This window comes from Shinella sp. AETb1-6, assembly GCF_009826875.1.
Taxonomy (GTDB): Bacteria; Pseudomonadota; Alphaproteobacteria; order Rhizobiales; family Rhizobiaceae; genus Shinella; species Shinella sumterensis.
Map to the genome: position 1 here is coordinate 351,600 of NZ_WUMM01000006.1, position 26,741 is coordinate 378,340.

General features: G+C 62.5%; 29 protein-coding genes and 1 tRNA gene. 17 read left to right on the forward strand and 13 right to left on the reverse strand.

The window, feature by feature from the left end; translation table 11 throughout:
• Positions 1 to 36: 36 nt before the first annotated feature.
• Positions 37 to 417 (reverse strand): hypothetical protein, encoded by a 381-nt coding sequence (locus GR158_RS13705; RefSeq protein ID WP_160871464.1) that lies wholly within the window; start codon positions 415 to 417, stop codon positions 37 to 39.
• A 343-nt stretch (positions 418 to 760) separates the two neighbouring features.
• Between GR158_RS13705 and GR158_RS13710 the strand changes: the two genes are divergently transcribed.
• From GR158_RS13710 to tig, 4 genes are all read left to right on the forward strand, one after another.
• Positions 761 to 1,864: a DUF2157 domain-containing protein gene (locus tag GR158_RS13710; protein ID WP_160871465.1), complete on the forward strand. Its 1,104-nt coding sequence runs from the start codon at positions 761 to 763 to the stop codon at positions 1,862 to 1,864.
• Between the two features lies 1 nt (position 1,865).
• A complete protein-coding gene (locus GR158_RS13715; RefSeq protein ID WP_134649112.1) occupies positions 1,866 to 2,456 on the forward strand; it encodes a GDYXXLXY domain-containing protein in 591 nt (196 codons plus the stop codon).
• A 134-nt stretch (positions 2,457 to 2,590) separates the two neighbouring features.
• Positions 2,591 to 2,675 (forward strand) — tRNA-Leu (locus tag GR158_RS13720).
• A 180-nt stretch (positions 2,676 to 2,855) separates the two neighbouring features.
• A complete protein-coding gene (tig, locus tag GR158_RS13725; RefSeq protein ID WP_134649113.1) occupies positions 2,856 to 4,331 on the forward strand; it encodes a trigger factor in 1,476 nt (491 codons plus the stop codon).
• A gap of 101 nt (positions 4,332 to 4,432) precedes the next feature.
• Here the strand turns inward: tig and GR158_RS13730 are convergent, their stop codons facing one another.
• Positions 4,433 to 4,870, reverse strand: a complete 438-nt coding sequence (locus GR158_RS13730; RefSeq protein ID WP_160871466.1) for a BA14K family protein — start codon at positions 4,868 to 4,870, stop codon at positions 4,433 to 4,435.
• Between the two features lie 284 nt (positions 4,871 to 5,154).
• Here GR158_RS13730 and GR158_RS13735 point away from each other — a divergent pair, with 284 nt between their 5' ends.
• Complete coding sequence (locus GR158_RS13735) at positions 5,155 to 6,129, forward strand: GlxA family transcriptional regulator (protein WP_160871467.1); 975 nt, start codon at positions 5,155 to 5,157, stop codon at positions 6,127 to 6,129.
• 75 nt (positions 6,130 to 6,204) lie between these two features.
• Here GR158_RS13735 and GR158_RS13740 read toward each other — a convergent pair whose 3' ends face one another.
• The 5 genes from GR158_RS13740 to GR158_RS13760 form a co-directional block, all read right to left on the reverse strand.
• Positions 6,205 to 6,981: an amino acid ABC transporter ATP-binding protein gene (locus tag GR158_RS13740; protein WP_134649116.1), complete on the reverse strand. Its 777-nt coding sequence runs from the start codon at positions 6,979 to 6,981 to the stop codon at positions 6,205 to 6,207.
• 16 nt (positions 6,982 to 6,997) lie between these two features.
• Positions 6,998 to 8,152 (reverse strand): amino acid ABC transporter permease, encoded by a 1,155-nt coding sequence (locus GR158_RS13745; protein ID WP_134649117.1) that lies wholly within the window; start codon positions 8,150 to 8,152, stop codon positions 6,998 to 7,000.
• A 1-nt stretch (position 8,153) separates the two neighbouring features.
• Entirely contained in the window at positions 8,154 to 9,362 is a 1,209-nt protein-coding gene (locus GR158_RS13750; RefSeq protein WP_160871468.1) for an amino acid ABC transporter permease, read from the reverse strand.
• A gap of 94 nt (positions 9,363 to 9,456) precedes the next feature.
• On the reverse strand, positions 9,457 to 10,485 hold the full coding sequence (locus GR158_RS13755) for an amino acid ABC transporter substrate-binding protein (protein ID WP_134649119.1): 1,029 nt from the start codon (positions 10,483 to 10,485) through the stop codon (positions 9,457 to 9,459).
• Between the two features lie 119 nt (positions 10,486 to 10,604).
• Positions 10,605 to 10,778 (reverse strand): hypothetical protein, encoded by a 174-nt coding sequence (locus GR158_RS13760; RefSeq protein WP_160871469.1) that lies wholly within the window; start codon positions 10,776 to 10,778, stop codon positions 10,605 to 10,607.
• Positions 10,779 to 10,849: 71 nt separating this feature from the next.
• Here GR158_RS13760 and GR158_RS13765 point away from each other — a divergent pair, with 71 nt between their 5' ends.
• The gene (locus GR158_RS13765; RefSeq protein WP_160871470.1) at positions 10,850 to 12,040 is read left to right on the forward strand and encodes a cystathionine beta-lyase; all 1,191 of its coding nucleotides are present in this window, start codon (positions 10,850 to 10,852) and stop codon (positions 12,038 to 12,040) included.
• 64 nt (positions 12,041 to 12,104) lie between these two features.
• Here GR158_RS13765 and GR158_RS13770 read toward each other — a convergent pair whose 3' ends face one another.
• A complete protein-coding gene (locus GR158_RS13770) occupies positions 12,105 to 13,265 on the reverse strand; it encodes an FAD-dependent monooxygenase (protein WP_160871471.1) in 1,161 nt (386 codons plus the stop codon).
• A gap of 22 nt (positions 13,266 to 13,287) precedes the next feature.
• The gene (locus GR158_RS13775; RefSeq protein ID WP_134649122.1) at positions 13,288 to 13,536 is read right to left on the reverse strand and encodes a zinc-finger domain-containing protein; all 249 of its coding nucleotides are present in this window, start codon (positions 13,534 to 13,536) and stop codon (positions 13,288 to 13,290) included.
• A 217-nt stretch (positions 13,537 to 13,753) separates the two neighbouring features.
• Between GR158_RS13775 and GR158_RS13780 the strand changes: the two genes are divergently transcribed.
• From GR158_RS13780 to GR158_RS13815, 8 genes are all read left to right on the forward strand, one after another.
• Positions 13,754 to 14,539, forward strand: coding sequence for an alpha/beta fold hydrolase (locus GR158_RS13780; protein ID WP_160871472.1), 786 nt, complete (start codon positions 13,754 to 13,756; stop codon positions 14,537 to 14,539).
• 90 nt (positions 14,540 to 14,629) lie between these two features.
• Entirely contained in the window at positions 14,630 to 15,463 is an 834-nt protein-coding gene (gene cysE / locus GR158_RS13785; RefSeq protein WP_134649124.1) for a serine O-acetyltransferase, read from the forward strand.
• Between the two features lie 153 nt (positions 15,464 to 15,616).
• Positions 15,617 to 15,820: a DUF3126 family protein gene (locus tag GR158_RS13790; protein WP_134649125.1), complete on the forward strand. Its 204-nt coding sequence runs from the start codon at positions 15,617 to 15,619 to the stop codon at positions 15,818 to 15,820.
• A gap of 219 nt (positions 15,821 to 16,039) precedes the next feature.
• A complete protein-coding gene (locus GR158_RS13795; RefSeq protein WP_160871473.1) occupies positions 16,040 to 16,393 on the forward strand; it encodes a phasin family protein in 354 nt (117 codons plus the stop codon).
• 246 nt (positions 16,394 to 16,639) lie between these two features.
• Entirely contained in the window at positions 16,640 to 16,990 is a 351-nt protein-coding gene (gene clpS / locus GR158_RS13800; protein ID WP_134649127.1) for an ATP-dependent Clp protease adapter ClpS, read from the forward strand.
• Between the two features lie 9 nt (positions 16,991 to 16,999).
• Positions 17,000 to 19,513 (forward strand): ATP-dependent Clp protease ATP-binding subunit ClpA, encoded by a 2,514-nt coding sequence (gene clpA / locus GR158_RS13805; RefSeq protein WP_134649128.1) that lies wholly within the window; start codon positions 17,000 to 17,002, stop codon positions 19,511 to 19,513.
• 67 nt (positions 19,514 to 19,580) lie between these two features.
• The gene (locus tag GR158_RS13810) at positions 19,581 to 20,321 is read left to right on the forward strand and encodes an AzlC family ABC transporter permease (protein WP_160871474.1); all 741 of its coding nucleotides are present in this window, start codon (positions 19,581 to 19,583) and stop codon (positions 20,319 to 20,321) included.
• Positions 20,318 to 20,662 carry an AzlD domain-containing protein gene (locus GR158_RS13815; protein WP_134649130.1) on the forward strand — a complete coding sequence of 115 codons (345 nt, stop codon included), beginning with the start codon at positions 20,318 to 20,320 and terminating at the stop codon, positions 20,660 to 20,662. Before GR158_RS13810 ends, GR158_RS13815 begins: the two co-directional genes overlap by 4 nt.
• Positions 20,663 to 20,668: 6 nt before the next feature.
• On the opposite strand, the gene GR158_RS13820 is transcribed toward GR158_RS13815, so the two are convergent.
• The 4 genes from GR158_RS13820 to GR158_RS13835 are packed head-to-tail and all read right to left on the reverse strand — an operon-like array spanning position 20,669 to position 23,491.
• The gene (locus GR158_RS13820) at positions 20,669 to 21,091 is read right to left on the reverse strand and encodes an HIT family protein (RefSeq protein WP_160871475.1); all 423 of its coding nucleotides are present in this window, start codon (positions 21,089 to 21,091) and stop codon (positions 20,669 to 20,671) included.
• Between the two features lie 15 nt (positions 21,092 to 21,106).
• The gene (locus tag GR158_RS13825; protein ID WP_160871476.1) at positions 21,107 to 22,300 is read right to left on the reverse strand and encodes a GNAT family N-acetyltransferase; all 1,194 of its coding nucleotides are present in this window, start codon (positions 22,298 to 22,300) and stop codon (positions 21,107 to 21,109) included.
• Position 22,301: 1 nt separating this feature from the next.
• Positions 22,302 to 23,027 (reverse strand): glycerophosphodiester phosphodiesterase, encoded by a 726-nt coding sequence (locus GR158_RS13830; protein WP_160871477.1) that lies wholly within the window; start codon positions 23,025 to 23,027, stop codon positions 22,302 to 22,304.
• Positions 23,027 to 23,491 (reverse strand): RidA family protein, encoded by a 465-nt coding sequence (locus GR158_RS13835; RefSeq protein WP_134649134.1) that lies wholly within the window; start codon positions 23,489 to 23,491, stop codon positions 23,027 to 23,029. The genes GR158_RS13830 and GR158_RS13835 overlap by 1 nt, the downstream gene beginning before the upstream one ends.
• Positions 23,492 to 23,670: 179 nt before the next feature.
• Between GR158_RS13835 and GR158_RS13840 the strand changes: the two genes are divergently transcribed.
• The 3 genes from GR158_RS13840 (at position 23,671) to tsf (ending at position 26,664) form a co-directional block, all read left to right on the forward strand.
• Positions 23,671 to 24,498 carry a cell envelope integrity EipB family protein gene (locus GR158_RS13840; RefSeq protein WP_160871478.1) on the forward strand — a complete coding sequence of 276 codons (828 nt, stop codon included), beginning with the start codon at positions 23,671 to 23,673 and terminating at the stop codon, positions 24,496 to 24,498.
• 245 nt (positions 24,499 to 24,743) lie between these two features.
• Positions 24,744 to 25,505, forward strand: coding sequence for a 30S ribosomal protein S2 (rpsB, locus tag GR158_RS13845; RefSeq protein ID WP_160871479.1), 762 nt, complete (start codon positions 24,744 to 24,746; stop codon positions 25,503 to 25,505).
• 232 nt (positions 25,506 to 25,737) lie between these two features.
• Positions 25,738 to 26,664, forward strand: a complete 927-nt coding sequence (tsf, locus tag GR158_RS13850) for a translation elongation factor Ts (RefSeq protein ID WP_134649137.1) — start codon at positions 25,738 to 25,740, stop codon at positions 26,662 to 26,664.
• The last annotated feature ends 77 nt before the right edge of the window (positions 26,665 to 26,741 follow it).

The following is a 26,741-nucleotide window of genomic DNA, read 5'->3' on the forward strand; positions in this document are numbered from 1 at the left end:
GCTCGATTGGCACGGCACCCATGCATTTCTTGCATGTCAAGCAGAAATTTTGACAAAATTCTGGCCAAAAAAGGCCGCCTCGCCACACTGGTAAACATTCGCCATGCAAATCCGGAATAGGCCGGCCCGAATGGCGAGGGGCGATGCGCAGCGCTCTGAAGAAAGGCGCCGGCGCCGCCACGGCCACGGGATATGGATCTTGGAAATCGCGGGGAGGTCAAAAGAATAACGCCCGCTGGGGGAGGAGATCCAGCGGGCGTCATTGATATTGATTGGCAACTGGGAGGAGGAGTGTTGCCAATCGATCGAAGGGGCGCTGGGAGGAGGAGTGCGCCACTCCGAATTCCATCGATCACCGTTTCCGGTAACCTGATCTTTCGGCGTCATGCCGGGCCCGATCATCTGGCCTTTGCGCAACCTGTCGCCTTAAAGCAGCGCCTCGTTGCGGCTGGATCATCATCGATCCGATGCTTGCAATATAACCGGGTCATTCGGTTTTGTGCAGTGCAATATGGTCATGGATGGTATGCGCTGCCTGCATGCCGTCTGGACCGGATCGTTACGGCCAAATCTCTCATGGTTTTCTTTATGTTTTGTTAATCCTGATTGCGTGTCCGCAGAAAACGTCGCGATTTTGCTGCCGCATTGACGGTTTTCTTCACTTTTGCCGTGACCGGGCATTTTCGGCCAGCCTATAGTGCGGCCGTTGACAGGGCCGGAATCGCGGCGAAGGCGGATTTTCGAAGGGGACGGCGGGGCAATGTACAGGAGCTGGCTGGAACGAGACCTGAAAATGTGGGCGGCGCAGGGCCTGATCGACGCGAAAACAGCAACCGTGCTGCTCAACGAGTACGATTCGCGTCCCAGCTCCTTCAGCGTGGGGCGCGTGCTTCTGATCATCTCGGCACTTCTTTTTGCGGCCGCCGTCCTCCTGCTTGTCGCGGCCAATTGGGAAGCCATTCCGCGGCTCGTGCGCCTGGCAGGCATTATCGGCGTCATCTGGGCGGCCTATTTCGGCGGCGGTGCGCTTCTGGCGCGCGGCGCAGAGCGTCTTGCGGCCGCTTTCCTCGTTCTGGGGGCGCTGTCCTTCGGCGGGGCCATCGCGCTTGTGGGGCAGATGTACCATCTCTCGGGCGACGCGCTCCAGGCGGCGCTCGTCTGGTTCGGCGGGACGGTGGCGGCGGCCGTGCTGTTCCGGTCGGGTGCCGTCACCGTCGTCGCCGGCTTTCTCGCCTTCGTCGTCTCGGGTACGGACTGGACACAATCCTACGCGGCCGATCAGATGCTGCTGCTCTGGCTGATGCCGCTGATGGCGGTCATCGTCATCGCGCTTGCGCGCTACACCGGCGCCGGGCGTGCACGCCACCTCGGCTATCTGCTGTTGGTCGCCTGGCTCGCCTTCATCTACAGCGAATACTCCACTGCAACGACGGCAATCGCCATCGTCGTTTTCGGCGCCGTTGCCTATCTTGCCGCCGCGCTGCCGCAGTCGCCGTTGCATGCCATCGCCCGCAGCGCCGGTTCGGCGCCCGCTTTCTACGCCTATCTCGTGCTGATGCTCGGGCTCGTGGTCCTGCATGTCGAGTTCGATGCGGTGGGCGAGCGTCTGGCTGTCGGTATCGTCACGCTCGGCGCGGCGATCGCCGGCATCGCGCTTTCGGGGAAGGAGAACGGCGCGGTCCGGTACTTGGGATACGTGGCCTTCGCGGCGGAGACACTCTATCTCGCGTCGGAAACCATCGGCTCCATCATCGGCACATCCGGTTTCTTCCTCGTCTCCGGCCTCGTCGTCGCCGCCATCGCCTGGGCGGTGATCGCACTGGAGCGCCGGCTTGCATCCAACGAAGACAAGGCGGAGGCCTGATATGACCCGGACGCGTTCCTTCCGCCTGTCGCCGCTCGTTGCAGCACTTATCGTCGCCGTGCTCCAGACCGCCGTGATCGGCTATATGGTCGAAAGCCGGGCGTCCATCCTGCGCAACGGCGCGGATATCCGCCTGAAGACCAGCCCGGTCGATCCGCGCGACCTGCTGCGCGGCGACTACGTCATTCTGTCCTACCCGATCTCGACCATTCCGAGCTCAATCGTTGCCGGCGACATTCCTGAAGATGGAACGCGTGCGCGTCTCTCCGTGCGCCTGAAACCTGATGCGGACGGCCTGTGGAACGCAACGGAAGCGCGCTTCGAAGACATGGCGCCCGAGGAGGGCTCGGTCATCCTGCGAACACTGCCCTTCATTATCAATACATACGGGGCCGGCGTCCTGGCTGACACGCTCTTCGTGCAATACGGCATCGAGCGCTACTATGTGCCGGAAGGCGAGGGCAGGGCGCTGGAAAATGCCCGCAATGCGCAGGAGCTGGATGTGGAGGCGCGGGTGTCGAGCGATGGCACGCCGCAGATCGCGCGGCTGCTGCTGCGCGGGGAGCCGGTCTACGACGAGCCGCTCTATTGAGCCGAAGCGCCGGAGAACGGTCATTTTCCTGTCATTTTTCCTTTGATCCCTTGGAAACGGATGGTATAGAGACGCCGCGCTCGGAAGGCGCCACTGGAGCGGCCCGGCCGCCTGTGGACAGCGGTTTCTGAGACGCGGGTATGGTGAAATTGGTAGACACGCCAGATTTAGGTTCTGGTGCCGCAAGGCGTGGGAGTTCAAGTCTCTCTACCCGCACCAGAGCCACCAAACGTGGAAACCGGACGTTTCCGCGGGGTGTGGAATGTTAGAGCGCGCCATTTTGCTTGCCAAAAGGCCACCGAATTCAGTAAAGCCACTGCCGGCAAATGGACCGGCGGGGTGTTCGCCATAACCGGCAGCCCGGTTTGAACACCGCCAACTCGAAATAAAGGTTTGAACATGCAGGTTATCGAAACGCTCGCTGAAGGGCTGAAGCGCGAAATCAAGGTCGTCATCCCGGCCAAGGACATGGAAGCTCAGATGAACGAGCGTCTTGAGGACGTGAAGGGCCGTGTCCGCATCAACGGCTTCCGTCCGGGCAAGGTGCCGTTCGCACATCTCAAGAAGATGTACGGCAAGTCCGTCATGGCCGAGCTGGTCAACGAGATCGTTCGCGACCGCCCCTCCGCAATTCTTTCCGAGCGCGGCGAAAAGTCTGCCACGCAGCCGGAAGTCGCGATGACCGAAGACCAGGCCGAGGCCGAGAAGATTCTCGCCGGTGAAGCCGATTTCGAGTTCACGCTGGCCTATGAAGTCATTCCGGCCATCGAGCTGAAGGACAATTCGGGCATCGCGGTCACGCGCGAAGTCGTGGAAATCGACGCCAAGGAAGTCGACGACCAGATCCTGCAGATCGCCGAAAGCGCTCGCTCCTACGAAACCAAGAAGGGCAAGGCCGCCAATGGCGACCGCGTCACCATCGATTACCTTGGCAAGGTCGACGGCGAAGCCTTCGACGGCGGCAAGGATGAAGACGCAGAACTGGTTCTCGGTTCCAACCGCTTCATCCCGGGCTTCGAAGAGCAGCTCGTCGGCTTGAAGGCTGGTGACGAGAAGGTCATCACCGTGACCTTCCCGGCCGATTACCCGGCTGCAAACCTCGCCGGCAAGGAAGCCACCTTCGACATCAAGGTCAAGGACGTCGCTGCTGCCGCCGACATCGAGATCAACGACGAGCTCGCCAAGAAGCTCGGCCTCGAATCGGCCGACAAGCTGCGCGAAATCGTCCGCGGCCAGATCGAAAGCCAGTACGGCTCGGTCACGCGCCAGAAGGTCAAGCGCCAGATCCTCGACCAGCTCGACGAGATGTACAAGTTCGACACGCCGGAGCGCCTGGTCGACGCCGAATTCGAAAACATCTGGCGCCAGATCAACACGGACCTCCAGCAGTCCGGCAAGACCTTCGCTGACGAAGACACGACGGAAGAAGCCGCGCGCGAGGAATACCGCAAGCTGGCCGAACGTCGCGTCCGCCTCGGCCTCGTTCTCTCGGAAATCGGGGAAAAGGCGGGCATCCAGGTTTCCGACGAGGAAATGCAGCAGTCGCTCTACCAGCAGCTGCGCCAGTTCCCCGGCCAGGAAAAGCAGATCCTCGAATATTTCCAGAAGACCCCGGGTGCCGCCGCTTCGCTGCGCGCGCCGATCTTCGAAGAAAAGGTCGTCGATCACCTGCTCGGCGAAATCAAGGTGACGGACAAGACCGTCTCCAAGGACGAGCTGATGGCTGACGACGAGGAAGGCTCCGAGAAGGACGCCAAGAAGGCTGCGCCGAAGAAGAAGGCTGCTGCCAAGGCCGACGCTGCGGAAGGCGAAGAAGCCGCTCCGAAGAAGAAGGCCCCGGCCAAGAAGAAGGCCGCTGAAGGCGACGCCGAGTAAGTATCCGGAGGAGGGTTTCGACCCTCCATAATGCCTAAGCAATGCAAAACGCCCGCGATATCCATCGCGGGCGTTTTGTTTGTAGGGAAGAGGTCTCCGGCTTAGCGCGAATAGGGCGAGACGCAGCTTCGGCGCGGACCGTTGTTCGGCTGGAACGTGTTGTCGTAGGCGCGGTATGAACGATAGCGGTTGGCGCACCAGTTGACGTGCGAGCCGCTTACGTTGCGGTCGCTGCTCACAGCGCCGCCAATTGCCGCCCCCAGGCCGAAGGCGGCCAGCGGGTACCACCAGCCATCGGAGTGGCGGCGATAGCCGGGACGGCGGTCGCGGTAACCGCGATGGCCGTGCCAGCGCCGCTCCGCCCGGTCGCGGCGATGCATGCGTTCACGACGCTCATAGCGATACTGCACCTGCTCGACGGCCGACGCCGACGGAACCGGAACGTTCGGGAACGTAATGGCCTGTGCCGGGACGAAGGACGTCAGCGCGACGGCGATGGAGAGCGCACCCGTGGCAAAGATGGACTTGAGCTTCTGCATGATAGAACCTTTCCTGCTTGGTTGTCGCTTCAACGCGCAAGACAAGTGTAGGTTCCGGGCGACCGCAACCTGATGAGCGAAAGGGGGCGGAGGACAGCGCAAAAAAAACGGGCTGGTCCGCCCTCGGGCTCGCCAACCCGTTCCGATAAAAAGCGGATCAGGGTTCGGGGTACAGGGGCTGTCGCCATGACCCGGCTGCATCTCCGGATCACCTGTGAGAGGGATCATGCCGGATTTATCTTTTCCCGATTGACATAATACGTCTGTTTTTTGACAATTTCCGCATGACCAGAGAAATGCCGCGGTCGGGCCCGCTCGACGTCACGATTGTTTTGCTGCCGGAATCGTCGATCATGTCGCTTGCCTCCGTGCTCGATCCCATGCGCGCGGCCAACCGCGTGGTGCCCGAACCGGTCTTCCGCTGGACGATACTCTCGCCGGAGGGGCAGCCGGTGCTCCTGACCTGCGGAGTGGAGGTTCGTGTCGACGGCGCGTTTGCCGATGTGACGGGCGGCGATGCCTTGCTCCTGATCGCCGGCTTCAACCAGGATTGCTACGCCGGGCGACCGTTCGTTGCGCGGCTGAAGAAGGTGGCACGGCGTTTCGGGATCGTGGCCGGCATCGAATCCGGCTGCTGGCTGCTGGCGCGCTCCGGCCTGTTGGACGGCCGCGACGCGACGGCGCATTGGGAGGAACTGGAGGACTTCGCGGCAGCCTTTCCTGCGCTCAACGTGCGCGCCGACCGCTTCGTCACGGACGGCCCGCTCTGGACGTCTGGCGGTGCCTCGCCGACCTTCGACATGATGCTGCATCTGGTGCGCGAACGGTTCGGCTCGGCGGTGGCGCTCGATGTGGCCAGCGTGTTCGTCTATGACGAGACGCATGCCGCGACGGACGCACAGCCGCTCGTCTCATTGGGGCGCCTGGGCGAGCACAGGCCGGAGCTTGCTGCCGCGATCCGCCTGATGGAGCGCACGATCGACCGGCCGCTGACCATTGCGGCGCTGGCGCGCCGCCTCGGCTTCTCCACGCGAAAGCTCGAGACGCTGTTCGTCGACGGGCTCGGCGCAGCGCCCGGGAAATATTACCTGCGCCTGCGGCTGACAGCGGCGCAGCGTCTGGTGCGCAATACGCCGCTGTCCATGCAGGAGGTGGCGCTGCGCAGCGGCTTCGACAGTCTCTCGGCCTTCTCGCGCGCCTTCCGCAATCATTTCGGCGCAAGTCCGCTCAAGTTCCGGATGGGGCTTCGGACGAAATGAAGGGCATGACCAGCCAGACGGACAAAAAAAGGCGGGCACTCCGCCCGCCTTTTCCAAACCCGGATTTCGATCCGCTCAGTGCAGGATCTGGCTGAGGAACAGCTTGGTGCGCTCGTGCTGCGGATTGTCGAAGAACTCGGCGGGTGCATTCTCCTCGACGATCTGGCCCTGGTCCATGAAGATCACGCGGTTGGCGACCTGGCGGGCGAAGCCCATTTCGTGCGTCACGCACAGCATGGTCATGCCTTCTTCAGCCAGCGAAACCATGGTGTCGAGCACTTCCTTGACCATTTCCGGGTCGAGCGCCGAGGTCGGCTCGTCGAACAGCATGATCTTGGGCTTCATGCAGAGCGAGCGGGCGATCGCCACGCGCTGCTGCTGGCCGCCCGAGAGTTGACCCGGATACTTGTTGGCCTGTTCGGGGATCTTGACGCGCGTGAGGTAGTGCATCGCGATCTCCTCGGCCTCCTTCTTCGGCATCTTGCGCACCCAAATCGGCGCGAGCGTGCAGTTCTCGAGGATGGTCAGGTGCGGGAAGAGGTTAAAGTGCTGGAACACCATGCCGACTTCGCGACGCACCTCGTCGATCTTCTTGAGGTCGTTCGTCAGCTCGATCCCGTCGACGATGATCTGGCCCTTCTGGTGCTCTTCCAGCCGGTTGATGCAGCGGATCATCGTCGACTTGCCGGAACCCGACGGTCCCGCAATAACGATGCGCTCGCCCTTCATCACCTTGAGATTGATGTCACGCAGCACATGGAAATCGCCGTACCACTTGTTCATGTTGACGATCTCGACGGCGACATCGGTCGCTGAGACGGTCATCTTCTGTGCGTTGGCTTGGTTGGCCATTGTTGTTTCCTCTCAGTTATCTTTTGTGGCCCTTGTCGAGCCGGCGTTCCACGAAGGCCGAGTAGCGCGACATGCCGAAGCAGAAAATCCAGAACACGAATCCAGCGAAGATCAGGCCCGTCAGCGGGGTGACCGGCGTGATCCAGCCCGAATCGCCAAAACTTGCCTTCACGATCCCAAGCAGATCGTACATCGAGATGATGGTGACGAGCGAGGTGTCCTTGAACATGCCGATGAAGGTGTTCACGATGCCCGGAATGACCAGCTTGATGGCCTGCGGAAGCACGATGAAGGTCATCTTGTGGAAGTAGTTCAGGCCAAGCGCATCGGCGGCTTCGTATTGCCCTTTCGGAATGGCCTGAAGACCGCCGCGGATAACCTCCGCCATATAGGCGGATGCGAAGATCGACACGCCGATCAGGGCCCGCAGGAACTTGTCGATATTGTTGCCCGGTTCCAGGAACAGCGGCAGAAGCACGCTGGCCATGAACAGGACGGTGATCAGCGGCACGCCGCGGATCAGCTCGATGAAGCCGATGCACACCATCTTCAGGATCGGCATGGACGACCGGCGCCCGAGCGCCAGCAGGATGCCGATCGGCAGCGACATGACGATGCCGACAAAGGAGATGATGAGGGTGACCATGAGGCCGCCCCACAGCGACGTTTCCACATGGCGCAGGCCGAAATAGCCGCCCAGCAGCAGGACATAGGCCACGAGGGGCAGCGCCACGAGCAGGAGGAGGGCATTGAGGCCCTTGCGCGGCACCCGCGGTATGAGGAACGGCACGAGCAGCGCGACGAACAGGCCGGCGACGAGCAGCGGACGCCACAGCTGATCGCGCGGATAGGAGCCGAACATGAACTGCACGAAGCGGTCGTTCACATAGGCCCAGCAGGCGCCGCTCCAGCCGGCCGGAAGCTGGCCGCCCTGATCGGTGGTCAGGCAGGCCGTTCTGTCGGTCCCGGTCCACACAGCCGACACGAACAGCCAGTCGATGGCCTTCGGCAGGTAGTAGACGAGCACCGCAAGCGCGATCACCGTCAGAAGGCTGTCCTTCCAGGAGGCGAAGAGATTGTGGCGAATCCAGGCAAACGCGGACGAATCCGAGGTCGGCGGCTTTTCCGCCTCGATGAACCCGTCACGGACATAGGTAATGCTTTGGGACATCTCAGCGCTCCACCAGGGCCATCTTGGCATTGAACCAGTTCATGAACAGCGACGTGATGAGGCTGATCGATACGTAGACCAGCATCCAGATCGCGATGATCTCGATGGACTTGCCCGACTGGTTGAGGATGGTGCCGCCGACAGCCACGAGGTCGGCGTAACCGACGGCGACGGCGAGCGATGAGTTCTTGATGAGGTTGAGATATTGCGAGGTGAGGGGCGGGATGATGATGCGCAAGGCCTGCGGCAGGACGACGAGACGCGTCGTGTGTCCGCCCCGCAGCCCGAGTGCGAAAGCGGCCTCCGACTGGCCCTTCGACACGCCACGGATGCCGGCCCGCACGATTTCGGCGATGAACGACGCCGTGTAGAGGGAAAGTGCGAGGTAGAGCGCCAGGAATTCCGGCCCGATGGACATGCCGCCGCGCATGTTGAACGACCCCGGAACGGCGTAGTCCAGCGACAGCGGGCTTCCCATGATGAGGAAGACGAGGATCGGGAACAGCACGATCAGGCCGAGATTGACCCACAGCACCGGCGGACGCTTGCCCGTGGCCCGCTGGCGGGCATTGGCCCAGATCGTGAAGGCGATTGCCGCGACGACACCAAGGACGAAGGCCCCGACCACCATGCCGAATCCCTCACCGAAGATCGGGGCGGGCATGTAGATGCCGCGGTTGGAGATGAAGAAGATCGCGTCCGGGTTTTCCTCGAGATGCTGGAAGATCGTGCGGATCGACGGCAACAGGGCGAGAACGCCGAGATACCAGAAGAAGATGACGAGAAGCGGCGGAATGTTGCGGAAGATTTCCACATAGACCGTGCAGAGCCGCGCAATCAGCCAGTTGTTCGACAGGCGCCCGACACCGATGAGAAGGCCGACGATCGTCGCGGTGACGATACCGGCGGCGGCGACCACCAGCGTGTTGAGCAGACCGACCTGCAAGGCACGGAAATAGGTCGAGTCACTCGAATAGGCGATCAGCGTCTGCGCGATGTCGAAACCGGCGCGGCTGTTCAGAAAGCCGAAACCGGCCGACATGTTGGCGCGGGCGAGGTTCTGGACGACATTGTTCCAGGCGTACCACACCGCACCGACGATCACGACAAGTGTAACGACCTGATAGAGCACGCTTCGCAGCGCAGGATTGTAGAGAAGCGAAACCTTCGGCGGTTCGCTGGACCCGGTTCGGGTGTCCGCAAGAGCCATGCAAGTCCCCTGACATTGTGTTCGCCCTGTTTTCCGGGCGTTGTTCTAAAAAGGGAGGGCAATGGCTTGCCCTCCCGAAGCGGTGTCGTCCGACTTAGCGGATCGGCGGGGCGTATTGCAGGCCGCCCTTCGTCCACTGGGCGTTCAGGCCACGGGCGATCTTGAGCGGAGAACCTTCGCCGACATTGCGCTCGAAGGATTCGCCATAGTTGCCGACGGCCTTGATGATCTGCACGGCCCAGTCCTTCGGCACGCCGAGATCCGCACCGATGGTCGAATCGGCTTCTTCACCGAGGAAGCGCTTGATGTCGGGATTGGCGGAGGTCTTCATTTCCTCGACATTCGCCTGCGTGATGCCGAACTCTTCGGCAGCCACCATCGCGTAGTGCGCCCAGCTGACGATATCGAGCCACTTGGAATCGTTCTGGCGAACGGCCGGGCCGAGCGGCTCCTTGGAGATGATTTCCGGCAGAACCATATGGTCGTCCGGGTTGGCCATCTTCAGGCGGATCGAGTAGAGGCCCGAGGCGTCCGTCGTGTAGGCGTCGCAGCGGCCGGCATTGTAGGCGGCGTCGGCTTCATCCTGCGCTTCGAAAACGACCGGCTTGAAGTCCATGTTGTTGGAGCGGAAGTAGTCGGCGAGGTTCAGTTCGGTGGTGGTGCCCGACTGGACGCAGACGGAGGCGCCCGACAGTTCCAGAGCGGACTTAACGCCGAGCTCCTTCTTCACCATGAAGCCCTGGCCGTCATAGTAGTTCACGGCGCGGAAGTCGAAGCCGAGCTGCGTGTCGCGGCTGATGCTCCATGTCGTGTTGCGTGCCAGAAGATCGATTTCGCCCGACTGCAGTGCGGGGAAACGGTCCTTGGCCGAAAGAGGCGTGAACTTGACCTTGGTGGCGTCGCCGAAGACGGCAGCGGCCACGGCCTTGCAGAGATCCACGTCGAGGCCGGCCCAGTTGCCCTGCGAATCCTGTGCGCCGAAGCCGGCAAGGTTCGAGCCGTTGACGCCGCACTGGACAAAGCCCTTTGCCTTAACGTCAGACAGTGTGTCGGCTTGAGATGCTGTTGCGCCAAACCCCAGTACGGCTGCACCAACGAGCGCCGTCACGATTTTTTTTGCCATTTTTTACGACCTTTTTCTGTTGTCTTGTCTTATCTTATCTTATCCGCAGGTCACGCGGTCCGAAAGGACACCTATGCGGAACTCGCCACCCTCCCGGCGCGAGGTCGCTTATCTCATGCTCAAAATTTCGCACGGTCAAGTGACACAGCCCATTTTCCATTCACTTCTCCAAATTTAAGGAAAGTTGGCGCGGTTTTGGGCAGGAAAATGGGGGCAAGTGCAGTCAGCCGCACAAAAAAACCGCTTGTTGGAAATTTGTAGCGCTTTCGGGGTTTCGCCTTCTTCTTGCGCACGGGGTTGACCTCACCTTCATGCTGGCGAAAAGTCCGCCGGAGGTAACACATTGCATCGTTCGGATTGATCCATGAAAAACAGAGACGAAATCCTCGCCGGCGCCGGCGTGAACACCCGCCTTGCCCATGCAGGCAACGACCCCGCCGACTATTACGGTTTCGTCAATCCACCCGTCGTGCATGCGTCCACGGTTCTCTTTCCCAATGCTGCGACCATGGAAAGCCGGGCGCAGAAATACACCTACGGCACGCGCGGCACGCCGACCACGGATGCGCTCTGCGCCGCGATCGACGAGCTGGAAGGTTCGGCCGGCACGATTCTCGTGCCGTCGGGTCTGGCAGCCGTGACCGTGCCGTTCCTTGCCTACCTTTCGGCGGGCGACCACGCGCTGATCGTCGATTCCGTCTATCACCCGACACGCCATTTCTGCGACACCATGCTGAAGCGGCTGGGCGTGACCGTGGAATATTACGATCCCCTGATCGGCGCCGGTATCGAGAGCCTGATCCGGCCCAACACCAGGCTCGTGCACACCGAGGCGCCCGGCTCCAATACATTCGAGATGCAGGATATTCCGGCCATCGCCGCTGCGGCGCACCGGCATGGCGCGGTCGTCACCATGGACAACACCTGGGCGACGCCGCTCTATTTCAAGCCGCTCGATTTCGGCGTCGACGTTTCCATCCATGCCGCCACGAAGTATCCGGCCGGTCATTCCGACATTTTGTTCGGCACGGTCTCGGCCAATGCCGCCCATTGGGAACAGCTGCACGATACGCAGATCACGCTGGGCACCTGCGCCTCCCCGGATGATTCCTACCAGGTGCTGCGCGGATTGCGCACCATGGGCGTGCGGCTGGAGCGTCACCAGGAAAGCGCGCTGGAATTGGCGCGCTGGCTGGAGGGCGTGGACGATGTCGCGCGGGTCCTGCACCCTGCCTTGCCGAGCTTCCCGGGGCACGAACTCTGGAAGCGGGACTTCAAGGGGTCAAGCGGCATCTTCTCGATCGTGCTGAACGGTGGTTCGCCTGATCGTCACAAGGCCAAGGCCCATGCATTCCTCGATGCGCTCGGTATTTTCGGGCTCGGCTATTCCTGGGGTGGCTTCGAATGCCTCGCGGTGCATGTGAACCTCAACGACCGCCGGGTCGCCAAGGCGCCGGAAGAGGGCCCGGTGCTGCGCCTCCAGATCGGCCTTGAGGACGTCAAAGATATCAAGGCCGATATCGAACGCGGCCTGGCCGCGGCGCGTTCCGTCTGACGGCTGCAAGCGCTTGAGATCACGGCTTGCCGGGGCTTCCCGGCAAGTTGGGGAACATGCCGGATCAGTCCGGCGTGCGGTAGCCGTAGAGCCAGTCGAAATCGCCGGCCAGGCTCTCCGGCTTTCGCAGCGACAGCACCAGATTGCGCGCAAGTGCGACGGGACCGCGCGCATGATAGGCAAAGCGGTTGAAGGCGCCGCGATTGCGGACCTTCGCGACCCGTTCCCGGCGCTCGGCCTCGAAGCGGCGTAATGCTGCGCCGAGGTCCGTTGCGCCGGCAAGCCGGTTTGCCAGAAGCGCGGCATCCTCGATGGCCATGGCGGCGCCCTGGGCCGCAAAGGGCGTCATGGCGTGGGCGGCGTCCCCGATCAGCACCGTCTTGCGCCCATCCGTCCAGGCACCATCCGGACAACCGAACAGTGGCCAGACCAGCGGATCGTCTGCCGCCGCGATCAGCTCTCTTATGCCGGCATGCCAGCCGGAAAAAGCATTGGCCAGGCGTTTCTGGGCGGCGGTGTCTCCACGCCGTGACCATCCTTCCGGCGGTGCCTCGGCCTGCTGGTGGATGGCGACGATGTTAAACGAACGGGTCTCGGCCAGCGGATAGGCGACGAGATGGGCCTGCGGTCCGAGAAAGGCCGTGACCGTGCGGGGATTGAGCAGGGCGGGCGCAGAATCGTAGGGCACGAGAAAACGCCAGGCGACATTGCCGGAGTATCGCGCGGGCAGGGCACCCGGAACGGAACCGCGCAGCCTGGACCAGACGCCGTCCGCCGCAATCACCAGATCGGTGTCGGCGACGGCTGCGGCCTCTTCGGCGGTTTCGACCCGGCGGCCCGTGACGAGCGTGCACGATGGCTCCCGGCTGACCGCATCGAGAAGGACGGCCTGCAGCGAGGCGCGATGGAGAACGCCGTAGGGTGCCCCCCACCGTGCGCGGGCGGCGCCGCCGGCCGGAACCGAGGCGAGCGGCGCAAGCGTATTTCCCGAGGAAAGCTGGATGTGATCCGGTTCGCTCCAGCGCCGTTCAAGGTCCTGCAGAAGGCCGAGCTCGGCCAGGACACGGGAAGCATTGGGCGAAAGCTGCAGCCCGGCCCCGACTTCCGCAAGCGTCGAGGCCTGTTCGACGATGTGCGCGGCGATACCCTTGCGGGCGAGCGCAAGCGCTGCCGTCAGGCCGGCAATGCCGGCGCCGACGATCGTGACTGATTCTACAGGGGACATGATCGTGTCGGCCTTCCGGCCGTCACGCCGCCACCACGTTAGTGAAGGTGCAGCCGACCGGATTGGTCTGCGTGGCCTTCAGGGCCGGGTTGTAGCGGTAGAGCGTCGAGCAATAGGGACAGACCTTCTCGTTGTCGTCGCCCATGTCGAGGAAGACGTGCGGATGGTCATAGGGGATCGATGCGCCGACGCACATGAATTCCTTCACGCCGATCTCGATTGCACTATGGCCGCCGTCGTTCTGGAAATGGGGAATGCTGTGCCCAGCCATGTCATGCTCCGTGCAGGTCTGTTTGTCGGCCGGACCATAATCGTCTTCCGCCGGAATGTGTAGATGCAAAACCGCCGCGGCGAGACGATGATCGTATCCTTGCCGTGGTTTTCCTCCGATCGCGCCTGGGGGAGCGTGCGAGATTTCCGCACCGGGCGTTTCCTCCGGGCGCAAACGGCGGTAAGAGCGGGGCGAGAAAACGAAAGACGGCCTCGCGATGAACATTGATCCTCCGCCCTTTTCCCGTTTCACCCACGAAGGCCTCGAACTGGCTTTCTTCGATGAGGGCGATCCCTCCGGCGATCCCGTTCTGCTGATCCACGGTTTCGCCTCGAGCGCCAATGTCAATTGGGTGTTTCCCGGCTGGCTGAAGACGCTGGGGGATGCCGGCTACCGCGTCATCGCGCTCGACAATCGCGGACACGGCGCCAGTGCCAAGCCGCATGACCCAGCGCTTTACACCCCGCCGCTGATGGCAGGCGATGCCGCGGCCCTTCTCGATCATCTCGCGATCCCCGAAGCGCACGTCTTCGGCTATTCGATGGGTGCGCGCATCACGGCCTTCATGGCGCTTGCCCATCCGCATCGGGTGCGCTCCGTCGTCTTCGGCGGGCTTGGCATCGGCATGATCGAAGGTGTGGGCGACTGGGACCCGATCGCGGATGCGCTGCTGGCGCCGTCGCTCGACGATGTCACCCATGCACGCGGGCGCATGTTCCGTGCTTTCGCCGAGCAGACGAAATCGGACCGGCAGGCGCTTGCTGCCTGCATCATGACCTCGCGCGACCTGCTGACGCAAGCCGACATGGCGCGCATCGACATGCCGGCCTTGATTGGCGTCGGCACGAAGGACGACATTGCCGGCGCGCCGCAGCCGCTGGCGGCCCTGATGCCGGATGCCCGCGCGCTCGACATTCCCGGCCGCGATCACATGCTCGCGGTCGGCGACAAGGTTTTCAAGCGCGCTGTGCTGGATTTCTATGCGGAGATCGAAGGACGTTGAGGCGGCGTTCGTGACAATGACGGCCGGGGCATTTCGCTTGCCCTTGGTTTGTTCTATATATGGACGAGAATGACGACAAGGAGTGCGGCGATGGTCGCGACGAACGAACTGCGGGCTGCCGAGCGGCTCAAGGCCATGGATCCGATCTGGGACAGCCTGCGCGAGGAAGCGCGTGTTGCCGCCCAGGCCGAGCCGCTGCTGGCGGCCTTCCTCTATTCGACGGTGCTGAACCACCACTCGCTTGAGGAAAGCGTGATTCATCGGGTCTGCGAGCGTCTCGATCATCCGGACCTGCAGGCCAATCTGCTGCACCAGATCTTCGACGAGATGCTTGAAGACTGGCCGGAATGGGGCGGCATCCTGCGCGTCGATATCCAGGCCGTCTATGACCGGGATCCGGCATGCCTGCGGTTCCTCGATGCCGTGCTCTATTTCAAGGGCTTTCACGCCATCCAGACGCACCGCGTTGCCCACTGGCTCCACAACAGCGGGCGGCGCGACCTCGCGCTCTATTTGCAGAGCCGCTCCTCCAGCATCTTCCAGACCGATATCAATCCGGCTGCGCGCATCGGCAAGGGTATCTTCCTCGACCACGCGACGGGTCTGGTCGTGGGCGAGACGGCGTCCATCGGCGACAATGTCTCGATCCTCCACAATGTCACGCTCGGCGGCACCGGCAAGGAAGGCGGCGACCGCCACCCCAAGATCGGCGACGGCGTGATGATTGGTGCCGGCGCGAAAATCCTCGGCAACATCCATATCGGCCATTGCTCGCGCATCGCGGCCGGCTCCGTCGTGCTCAAGCCCGTACCGCCGAAATCGACGGTGGCGGGTGTGCCGGCGCGCGTCGTGGGCGAGGCGGGTTGCAACGAGCCGTCGCGTGCGATGGACCAGTTGCTTGCGGCCTTCGATTACGATCTCTGACCGCGCCGGCCAGGGCCGAAACGGCCTTGCTTGCGGCACCGCGCCAAAAGCCTGAACGCGGGAAAAGTCGGCGCGCACCGGCATTGAAGGGTTTACACGCCCGGGAGCAGGTGCGAGAAGCGCGGCACATCAAATCGTTGACGGAGACGTATCGTGAAGCCGGAAGAAATCAGAAAGCTCGAGGCCTACTTCAAGCGCAATATCAACAAGGAGATTGTCGTGAAGGCCCGCCCGCGCAAGGATGAATCCGCCGAAGTCTACCTCGCGGACGAATTTCTCGGTGTCATCTTCCGCGACGACGAAGACGGCGAGCTCTCCTACAACTTCTCCATGGCGATCCTCGACATCGATCTCTGATCTGAAGGATTTCCAGCAAAACAAGGCCCGGCCGCCCTTGGCGCCGGGCCTTTTGTTATTGTTTTGCGGCAAATTGGCTTTCGTCAGCACCAATAATCATACGTATCGTCCAACATCTTGCTTTGGTTACGGAATATTGCATTGCAGCATATACATTGACTTTTTTGTGCATCGCATATATATTTCGAGCTAAGTCACAAGGGACCAAAGGAGACTTCGATGTTCAATTTCGACGAAGCAAGCAAGAAGAACAAGGAAGCCATGGATACGTTCGTGAAGAGCTATACGACTGTCGCGCAGGGCTGGCAGGCCATCGCCACCGAAGCCGCAGACTATTCCAAGAAGTCCTTCGAAAATGGCCTTGCCCATTTCGAGAAGCTTTCGGGCGTCAAGAGCATCGAGACCGCCGTCGAGCTGCAGTCCGCCTTCGTGAAGTCCTCCTATGAAAGCTTCGTCGCCGAAGCCACCAAGATCGGCGAACTCTATGCCGATCTCGCCAAGGGCGCCTACAAGCCTTACGAAGCGCCGGTTGCCAAGGCCACCGCGGCGGCAAAGGCCGCAGTCGCCGCCTGAGGCCGACGCGCCCTAATACGCGCATGACGTTCAACGACCGGCCGCGGGCAACCGCAGCCGGTCGTTTCCGTTTCGGGGATTGCGCGAGGCTGACGCGCCGGCGGGAAATTTCGCTATTTCCTTCGGACGGTCCGCGATTATGATTGCAGTGCGAAGCGAGGGTCTTACAATCGTGTGTCGAGACATTAGATAACACGTCGAGAGGCAACCTCGAGACGGACTACGCAGTCAGGGAATGAACAGGAAATGGAAGTGAGACGGGTTCGAATGCAGGATGGCGAAGACGGCGGCGATACTCCCGGCCGCAGCACGTCCGTCATTACCCGTACGAAGCCGAAGACCAAGAAGCCGAGTCTTTACCGCGTCCTGCTTCTGAATGACGACTACACGCCCATGGAGTTCGTGATCCACATTCTGGAACGTTTCTTCCAGAAGGACCGGGAAGCGGCCACGCGGATCATGCTCCATGTGCACAATCATGGCGTGGGCGAATGTGGTGTATTCACCTACGAGGTTGCCGAAACCAAAGTGACACAGGTGATGGATTTCTCCCGCCAGCACCAGCACCCGCTGCAATGTGTCATGGAAAAGAAATGAGGAACCAACGTGCCAACATTTTCTGCAAGCCTTGAAAAGGCGCTCCATCAGGCACTGACTTTTGCAAACGAGCGTCACCACGAATACGCAACGCTGGAGCATCTGCTTCTGGCGTTGATCGACGATTCCGATGCGGCGGCCGTCATGGGCGCGTGCAACGTGAACCTCGACGCGCTGCGCAAGACCGTTACCGACTATGTCGATCACGACCTCGCCAACCTCGTGACCGGATACGAGGAAGATTCCAAGCCGACCTCCGGCTTCCAGCGCGTCATCCAGCGTGCGGTCATCCATGTCCAGTCGTCCGGCCGTGAAGAAGTGACCGGCGCCAACGTGCTCGTCGCGATCTTCGCCGAGCGCGAAAGCCATGCCGCCTACTTCCTGCAGGAGCAGGAGATGACGCGGTACGACGCCGTCAACTTCATCTCGCACGGCATCGGCAAGCGGCCGGGCGCTTCCGAGCAGCGGCCGGTCCGCGGCGCGGACGAGACGGAAAGCGAACCCAAGCAGCAGCGCAACGGCAGCAACGAACAGGAAGAGCCGGCCAAGAAGCAGGATGCGCTCACCGCCTACTGCGTCAATCTCAACGAAAAGGCCAAGGGTGGCAAGATCGATCCGCTGATCGGCCGTCACGCCGAAGTCAACCGGACCATCCAGGTGCTGTGCCGCCGCTCCAAGAACAACCCGCTCTATGTGGGTGATCCGGGCGTGGGCAAGACGGCCATCGCCGAGGGCCTTGCCAAGCGCATCGTCGAAGGCAAGGTGCCGGAAGCGCTGGCGGATGCCACGATCTTCTCGCTCGACATGGGCACGCTGCTCGCCGGCACCCGCTATCGCGGCGACTTCGAGGAACGCCTGAAGCAGGTCGTCAAGGAGCTGGAAGAGTATCCGGGCGCCGTGCTGTTCATCGACGAGATCCACACCGTCATCGGCGCCGGCGCCACCTCCGGCGGCGCGATGGACGCGTCCAACCTCCTGAAGCCGGCGCTGTCTTCCGGCGCGATCCGCTGCATCGGTTCGACGACCTACAAGGAATACCGCCAGTTCTTCGAGAAGGATCGGGCACTCGTGCGCCGCTTCCAGAAGATCGACGTGAACGAGCCGACCATCGACGATACGATCGAGATCATGAAGGGCCTGAAGCCCTATTTCGAAGAGTATCACAAGCTGCGGTACTCGAACGAGGCGATCAAGACCGCCGTCGAGCTGTCGGCACGCTACATCAACGACCGCAAGCTGCCGGACAAGGCGATCGACGTGATCGACGAGACCGGTGCGGCCCAGATGCTGCTGCCGGCCGGCAAGCGTCGCAAGCTGATCACCGAAAAGGAGATCGAAGCGACGATCGCCACCATGGCCCGCATTCCGCCGAAGACGGTTTCCAAGGACGACGAGCAGGTGCTCGCCAACCTGGACAAGGAACTGCGCTCGGTCGTGTATGGCCAGGATCTCGCCATCGAGGCGCTGGCTTCGGCAATCAAGCTGTCCCGTGCGGGCCTGCGCGAGCCGAACAAGCCGATCGGCAGCTACCTGTTCTCCGGCCCCACGGGCGTCGGCAAGACGGAAGTCGCCAAGCAGCTCGCCAGCTCGCTCGGCGTCGAACTGCTGCGCTTCGACATGTCGGAATACATGGAGCGGCACACGGTCTCGCGCCTGCTCGGTGCACCTCCCGGCTATGTCGGCTTCGACCAGGGCGGCCTGCTGACCGATGGCGTCGACCAGCATCCGCATTGCGTGCTGCTGCTCGATGAAATCGAGAAGGCGCATCCGGACCTCTACAACATCCTGTTGCAGGTCATGGATCACGGCTCGCTGACCGACCATAACGGCAAGAAGATCGACTTCCGTAACGTCATCCTGATCATGACGACCAATGCGGGCGCGTCCGACATGGCCAAGGCCGCCATCGGCTTCGGTTCGTCCAAGCGCGAAGGCGAGGACATGGAGGCGATCAACCGCCTTTTCACGCCGGAATTCCGCAACCGTCTCGATGCGATCATCCCGTTCGGCTCGCTGCCGACCCCGGTCATCCATCAGGTCGTGCAGAAGTTCGTCATGCAGCTGGAAACCCAGCTGGCCGAGCGCAACGTCACCTTCGACCTCCAGCAGGACGCCATCGCCTGGCTGGCCGAGAAGGGCTACGACGAGAAGATGGGTGCCCGCCCGCTGGCGCGCGTCATCCAGGAAAACATCAAGAAGAAGCTGGCCGACGAGATCCTCTTCGGCAAGCTCAAGAAGGGCGGCGTCGTCCGCGTCTCCGTCGGCACCAAGGAAGACGGCTCGAAGGGCCTGATCCTCGACGCCGTACCGGAGACCGCGCCGATCAAGCCCAAGGCCGAGGTGGAAGAGGCTGCCGCCAAGAAGGCAAAGCCGCGCAAGGCCAAGGAAACGGTTGCCGCCGAGGCAGCACCCGCCAAGGCGAAGTCGTCGAAGAAGGCGACCGAGGCCAAGGCACCGGAGCCGAAGGACGAGCCGCCGCGCAAGTCTTCCAGCGCCGTTCCCAAGGTGCCGCGCAAGAAATAACGGCTTTACAAACGGTACGGGCCGGGCAGGAAACTGCCCGGCTTTGTTTTTTTTGCACGAGATCCCGATGACGGCCGACACCGCGCCAGACACCCAATCCCAGACCCACTGGTTCCTCATCGGCATGCGCGGGCTCTTCAGCCTGCCGGCCATCATTCTCATGCTGTCTTTCGTGGGCTTTGCCGCCTTCACCGCCGAAGCGAACATCCCGGTCGATCAGGTGATGTTCATGACGGGCATGGTCTGGGCGCTGCCCGCCAAGGTGATCCTCGTCGGCTCCATGCTATCAGGCGCGCATGTCGCCGCCGCCTTCATCGCCGTCACGCTTTCGTCCGTGCGCATGATGCCGATGGTGGCGGCGCTCATTCCGGAAATCCGCGACCGCCGCACGCCGACCTGGCTGCTGCTCATCATCTCGCACTTCGTCGCGATCACCGCCTGGGTCTTTGCCATGGAGAAGGTGCGCGACGTGCCGCGCTCCGGCCGTGTGGCGTTCTTTGCCGGGTTCGGCATCACGCTGACGGTCACCAACATCATCCTCGTCGGCCTGGTATACGGCGCCGTCTCGCACTTTCCGCCCATCGTCTCGGGCTGCCTCTTCTTCCTGACGCCGGTCTACTTCCTGACCTCGATCTGGATTTCGGCCCGTCATCGCGTGATCTACTGGGCGCTCGGCATCGGGCTTGCTCTCGGCTACCTCTTCGCCGTCATCGCGCCGGAATACGATATCCTGCTGGCCGGCATAATCGGCGGTACGGTGGCATGGTGGGCGGAAAAGCAGCTGCGGCAGAAGGAGGCCGGGCAATGAGCTTCGACGGTGTCTGGCCCTATATCTACATCGCGATTGCCGGCTGGCTGGCAACGGACATCTGGCGCTGGGCCGGCGTCATCGCCGGCAAGCGGATCGACGAAAATTCGGAAATGCTGAACTGGGTGAGGGCGGTCGCCACGGCGCTGGTGGCTGCGGTCATCGCCAAGCTCATCTTCTTCCCGACCGGCGTGCTGGAAAACTCGCCCTTGTGGTTGCGGCTCGGGTCGATCCTGTTCGGAGCCCTGTTCTTTTTCATCGGCGGACGTTTCCGCCAGCCTCTGGGCATCGCCGCGGCCATGGCCTTCCTGGCCGCGGGACTTGCGCTTACCGGTGTCTGAGCAGGCTCAGCCGGCCAGTGCCTTGCGAAGCTTCTCGGCGTTTGCCGCCAGCACGCCCTGATCCTCCATCGTGCCGGAATGTGGCCGGAGGGGGGCACCTTCCACACGCGGGATGATGTGGAAATGCAGGTGGTAGACGGTCTGGCCGGCAGCCGGTTCGTTGAACTGCATGACGGTGACGCCGTCGGCCTGGAAAGCCTCCTTCGCCGCCTTCGCCACCTTCTGCACGACGGGCAGGAGGCGCGACAGCGTTTCGGGATCGGCATCCAGGATATTGCGCGATGCCGCCTTGGGAATGACGAGCGCGTGGCCGTTCGCCTGGGGCATCACGTCCATGAAGGCGACGGTATGCTCGTCCTCATAGACGCGGTGCGACGGGATCTCGCCGCGCAGGATCTTTGCGAAGATGTTGTTGCTGTCGTAGCTCATGCCCGTCTCCCGGTCTCACTCAGTCTCGTTGTTGTCGCCGCCGCGGCGGAAGGGGCCGTGTTCGGCCAGATATTCGCCCATCATCTCCACATCGCGCCGCTCGCGCTCCAGATAGTCGGCGACGGCCCGACGAAGCCCTGGATGGGTGATGTAGTGCGCGGAATGGGTCGTGACCGGCAGATAGCCGCGCGCCAGCTTGTGCTCGCCCTGCGCGCCGGCTTCGACGCGCTTGAGGCCCCTGGCGATCGCGAAATCGATCGCCTGATGGTAGCACACCTCGAAATGCAGGAACGGGTGATCCTCGATGCAGCCCCAGTGCCGGCCGAAAAGCGTGTCGCTGCCGATGAAATTGATCGCACCGGCAACATAACGGCCGTCGCGCCTGGCCATGACCAGCATGATGTCCTCGGCCATGCGCTCGCCAATCAGGCTGTAGAATTCCCGGTTGAGGTAAGGCCGGCCCCACTTGCGGCTGCCGGTATCCATGTAGAAGGCGAAGAACTGGTCCCAGATGGATTCGGTCAGGTCCTTGCCCGTGAGCCAATCGATCTCGATGCCGTGCTCGAGGGCGGCACGACGCTCCTTCTTCAGCGCCTTGCGCTTGCGTGACGCCAGCGTCTCCAGGAAATCGTCGTGCGAGCCGTAGCCCTCATTGATGAAATGGAATTGCTGGTCGGTGCGGTGGAGATAGCCGGCCGCTTCGAAGACCGGCATTTCGTCCTGTGGCGCGAAGGTGACATGCGCCGATGAGACGTCATGGCGCTTCGCCAGCTCCTTGAGCCCCTCGGCAAGCGCCGTCTGCGTGGCGACGACCGGTTGGCCGACGCGGGAAAGCAGCCGCGGGCCCGTGGCCGGCGTGAAGGGGACGGAGGCTTGCAGCTTGGGATAATAGCGCCCGCCGGCACGCTCGAACGCATCCGCCCAGCCATGATCGAAGACATATTCGCCCTGGCTGTGGTTCTTCAGATAGGCGGGCAGGGCGCCGAGCAGGGCACCATCGTCGCCCTCCAGAAGCAGGTGCTGTCCGAGCCATCCGGTTTCGGCGACTGCGCACCCCGATTCCTCCAGCGAGGACAGGAAAGCGTGGCTGATGAAAGGGTTGTAGGGCGTCTGCGCATCCGCCCGGGAGGCGCCGGAAAGGCGGCCCCAGTCGTCCGCCGCGATATCGGCGAAAGTCGTTTCGACGCGGATGCGCACGGTTTCCGTCATCCTATGCTGTCAGGGGCTCGCGGGGATCGAAGCCCTCGAAGGTCATCTGGTCCGCGTTGAGGGCCGTGATCGTGCGCGCCTCGTCGTCGCGAACGGTCCAGGTGATGATCTGCTTGCCGAGGTCGCGCTGGCGGCTGATGAAGGCGTTGGGCAGGTGTCCGTAATAGTAGGAAATGAAGTCGAGCCCGTACTGCATGGCGTCCTCGTGCTCGGCGAAGTTTTCCGGGCGCGCGCCCTCGGCCGTCAGTCCGACCGGATGGTCGGTACCGATCGCCTTGAGGTCCTTGAGGAGCCAGTGATCGAAGCTCATCAGCGCCACGGGCCCATCGTAGCCCTCAAGTGCATCCAGAACCGCCATCGCGAAACCGTCGTCGTCGCCCTTGCGACCCTTGAGCTCCAGGATCAGCGGCACCCGGCCCTTCACGAGATCGAGCAACTGCTTCAGCGTCGGGATGCGGTCCGCCGTGCCGCCGATCGGCAACAGGCCGAGTTCGGCGGCCGTGCGCTGGCGTACGTCCCCCTCAATGCCGCAAAGGCGCCTCAGGCCGTCGTCATGAAAGACGACCGGAATGGCATCGGCCGCATATTGCAGGTCGCATTCGATGGAGAAGCCGGCCTCGGCCGCGCGGGAGAAGGCCGAGAGCGTGTTTTCCCAGACCGCGCGGTTGAGATCGTGGTAGCCGCGATGCGCAATCGGGCGCTCGGTCAGCCAGTTGAATTTGTGCATCAGGCGATTTCCATGATGGCGTCGATCTCGACCGCCGCATTCAGGGGCAGGGCGGCCATGCCGACGGCGGCACGCGCATGCTTGCCGGCATCGCCCAGCGCGCCGACGAGGAAATTGGACGCACCGTTGATGACGAGGTGCTGCTCGACGAAATCGGGCGTGGAGGCGACGAAGCCGTTGATCTTGATGACGCGCTTGATGCGCGAGAGGTCGCCGAGTGCGGCCTTGGCCTGGGCGAGCAGGCCGAGTGCGCAGAGTTCTGCTGCTTTCTGTGCACCCGCCACGTCGACGTCCTTCCCGACATGGCCGGTCACGGCGATCTTGCCGTCGCGCATCGGCAGCTGGCCGGAGATGTGGAGGACATTGCCGCTGATGACGAAGGGCACGTAATTGGCTGCGGGGGCTGCGGCGACCGGGATATCGTAACCCAGTTCCTTGACGCGGTTTTCGATTTCAGCGGACATTCCGGTCTCCGTAGTGTGTTCACCACCCTCAGATAGGGTCGGCGCGGTTCGACTGTCAGGGGCATCGCGACACGGCAGATCGCGCCATTGCAAATGAATATGTCATCGCACGGATATTGCCTCGCTTTTGCCGGAAGAGTTCATATAACATCGCCGCTGGATTCAACAGGAGGAAACGGATGTTTCGTTCATCCTTTGTCACGGCTCTTGTAGCCGGGGCATGTGTCGCCGGCAGCGGCGTGACCGGCGCTTACGCCAACCCGGCGAGCGGGCTTGCGCCGCACCGCGCCGTCTATGACCTCCAGCTCAAGGATGCGAGCGAGCGTTCCGGAATCGCGGGCATGTATGGCCGCATGGTCTACGAATTCAACGGCAGCCCCTGTGACGGCTATACGGTGAGCTTCCGCTTCGTCACGCAGGTCAATACGGGCGAGGAAACGCGCCTCACCGACCAGCAGACGACGACCTACGAGGACCTGAAGAACGGCAGCTTCCGCTTCCTGACCCGCTCCTTCACCGATGAGAAGCTGGACAAGGAAGTGCGCGGCACGGCACGCGAGGAAAAGACCGGCGTCAGCGTCGACCTGACCGCGCCGGACACCAAGCAGGTGGAACTTGCCGCCAGCCGCTTTCCGACCGAACACATGCTCGAGGTGATCGACCACGCCAAGAAGGGGGAGCGGTTCTTCGAATCGCGGATCTTCGATGGCTCCGATTCGGGCGACAAGACGTTGATGACGACGGCCGTCGTCGGCAAGAAGGAGAAGCCCAAGGCGGGCGATCCCGACGCGGACAAGGCGGGCACCTTCTCGAAGCAGGCCTTCTGGCCGGTCTCCGTTGCGTACTATAATGACACCAGCGATGGCGACGCCGTGCCGGTCTACCGCATGTCCTTCAAGCTCTATGAAAACGGCATCACCCGCGACCTGACGATGGACTACGGCGAGTTCGTGCTGAGCGGAAAGCTCGCCAAGCTTGAAATGCTCAAGCAGCAGGACTGCAAATAGGCGATCCGCCGCTTTGGCGGTGCCGGCCGTTGCCGGCAGCGCCTGATCGGGAGGAAAGAGCGCTCGCCGGCGTGTTTTTTACCCCGCTGCCCTTGATTTGCCGGGAAACTGCGGTTATGGGGCAGCCATTCCACACGTGAGACATGGGATCGTCCGGGAGAAATCCGGACTGTTCCGCCCGGTGGCGCTTCCCAAGGAAGGGCTGTTCGTCTCGCGAAGGTTCAACCGGAAAAGGATAACTAGGCATGGCATTGCCCGATTTCTCTATGCGCCAGCTTCTCGAAGCCGGCATCCACTTCGGCCACCAGACGCACCGCTGGAACCCGAAGATGAAGCCGTACATCTTCGGCGACCGCAACAACGTTCACATCATCGACCTGGCACAGACCGTTCCGATGCTGTCGCGCGCCCTTCAGGTCGTCAGCGACACCGTCGCCGGCGGCGGCCGCGTTCTCTTCGTCGGCACGAAGCGTCAGGCGTCCGACATCATCGCCGACGCTGCCAAGCGCTCGGCCCAGTACTACGTCAACGCCCGCTGGCTCGGCGGCATGCTGACGAACTGGAAGACGATCTCCAACTCGATCCAGCGCCTGCGCAAGCTCGACGAGATCCTGGCCTCGGAAGGCTCGGGCTACTCGAAGAAGGAACGCCTGAACCTCGAGCGCGAACGCGAGAAGCTTGAAAAGGCTCTCGGCGGTATCCGCGACATGGGCGGCACGCCGGACCTGATGTTCATCATCGATACCAACAAGGAATCGATCGCGATCCAGGAAGCCAAGCGTCTCGGCATCCCGGTCGTCGCCGTCATCGACTCGAACTGCGACCCGGACCCGATCGATTTCCCGATCCCCGGCAACGACGACGCCTCGCGCGCCATCGCTCTGTATTGCGACCTGATCGCCCGCGCCGCCATCGACGGCATCGCGCGCCAGCAGGGCGCCTCGGGCCGTGACCTCGGCGCCTCCGCCGAAGCTCCGGTCGAGCCGGCTCTCGAAGCCGAAGCGTAAGGCCAAGGCCGGAGCGATCCGCTCCAGCTTCCTGATCAACCGAGGCCAGAGAGACGATCCCTGGCCTCGGCTTGTTTGAAGGCCCTGCTGCCGCAATCCAAGCGGTTGCATTCGAGGCACGGGCCGGAGGTGATCTTCATCACCCTGTCATATTTCCGGGTACATTCGTTCCCAAAACCTTGAGTTCGCCGAGGTTTTTCGGCGGCACGCAACAACCGACAAGAGGCTCACAATGGCTGAAATCACCGCTGCACTGGTGAAGGAACTGCGCGAAAAGTCCGGCGCTGGCATGATGGACTGCAAGAAGGCGCTGGCTGAAAACAACGGCGACATCGAAGCGGCAATCGACTGGCTGCGCGCCAAGGGCATCGCCAAGGCCGACAAGAAGTCGGGCCGCACGGCTGCCGAAGGTCTCATCGGCGTTGCTTCTTCCGGCACCAAGGCCGTTGTCGTCGAAGTCAACTCCGAAACCGACTTCGTTGCCCGTAACGATGCCTTCCAGGGCATGGTTCGCGGCATCGCCGACGTTGCGCTCACCACCGATGGCACCGTCGAAGCCGTTGGCGCCGTGACCTACCCGGCAACCGGCAAGTCGGTCACCGACACGATCAAGGACGCCGTCGCCACCATCGGCGAGAACATGAACCTGCGCCGTTCGGCCGCCCTGTCGGTCGAAGACGGTGTTGTCGCGACCTATATCCACAATGCCGCCGCCGACCGTCTCGGCAAGCTCGGCGTTCTCGTCGCGCTCCAGTCGACCGGCGACAAGGAAGCCCTGAACGCTATCGGCCGTCAGGTTGCCATGCACATCGCAGCGACCGCGCCGCTGGCGATCCGCGCCGAAGAAGTCGATGCAGCCGTCGCCGAGCGCGAGCGCAACGTCTTCATCGAGCAGTCGCGCGCTTCCGGCAAGCCGGACGCCATCATCGAAAAGATGGTCGAAGGCCGCATGCGCAAGTTCTTCGAGGAAGTCGCCCTGCTGTCGCAGGCCTTCGTCATGAACCCCGACCTGACCGTCGGCGCTGCCGTCAAGGAAGCTGAAAAGACCGTCGGCGCGCCGATCGAAGTCGTCGGCATGGCCCGCCTCCTGCTCGGCGAAGGCGTCGAAAAGGAAGAGTCGGACTTCGCCGCTGAAGTCGCAGCCGCTGCAAAGGGCTGATTTCACTTCTTCCGCAAGGGAAAAGTAATCTCGGTTTGGAAAAGAGGAGGGCGCCGCGGGACAACCCGGCGCCCGTC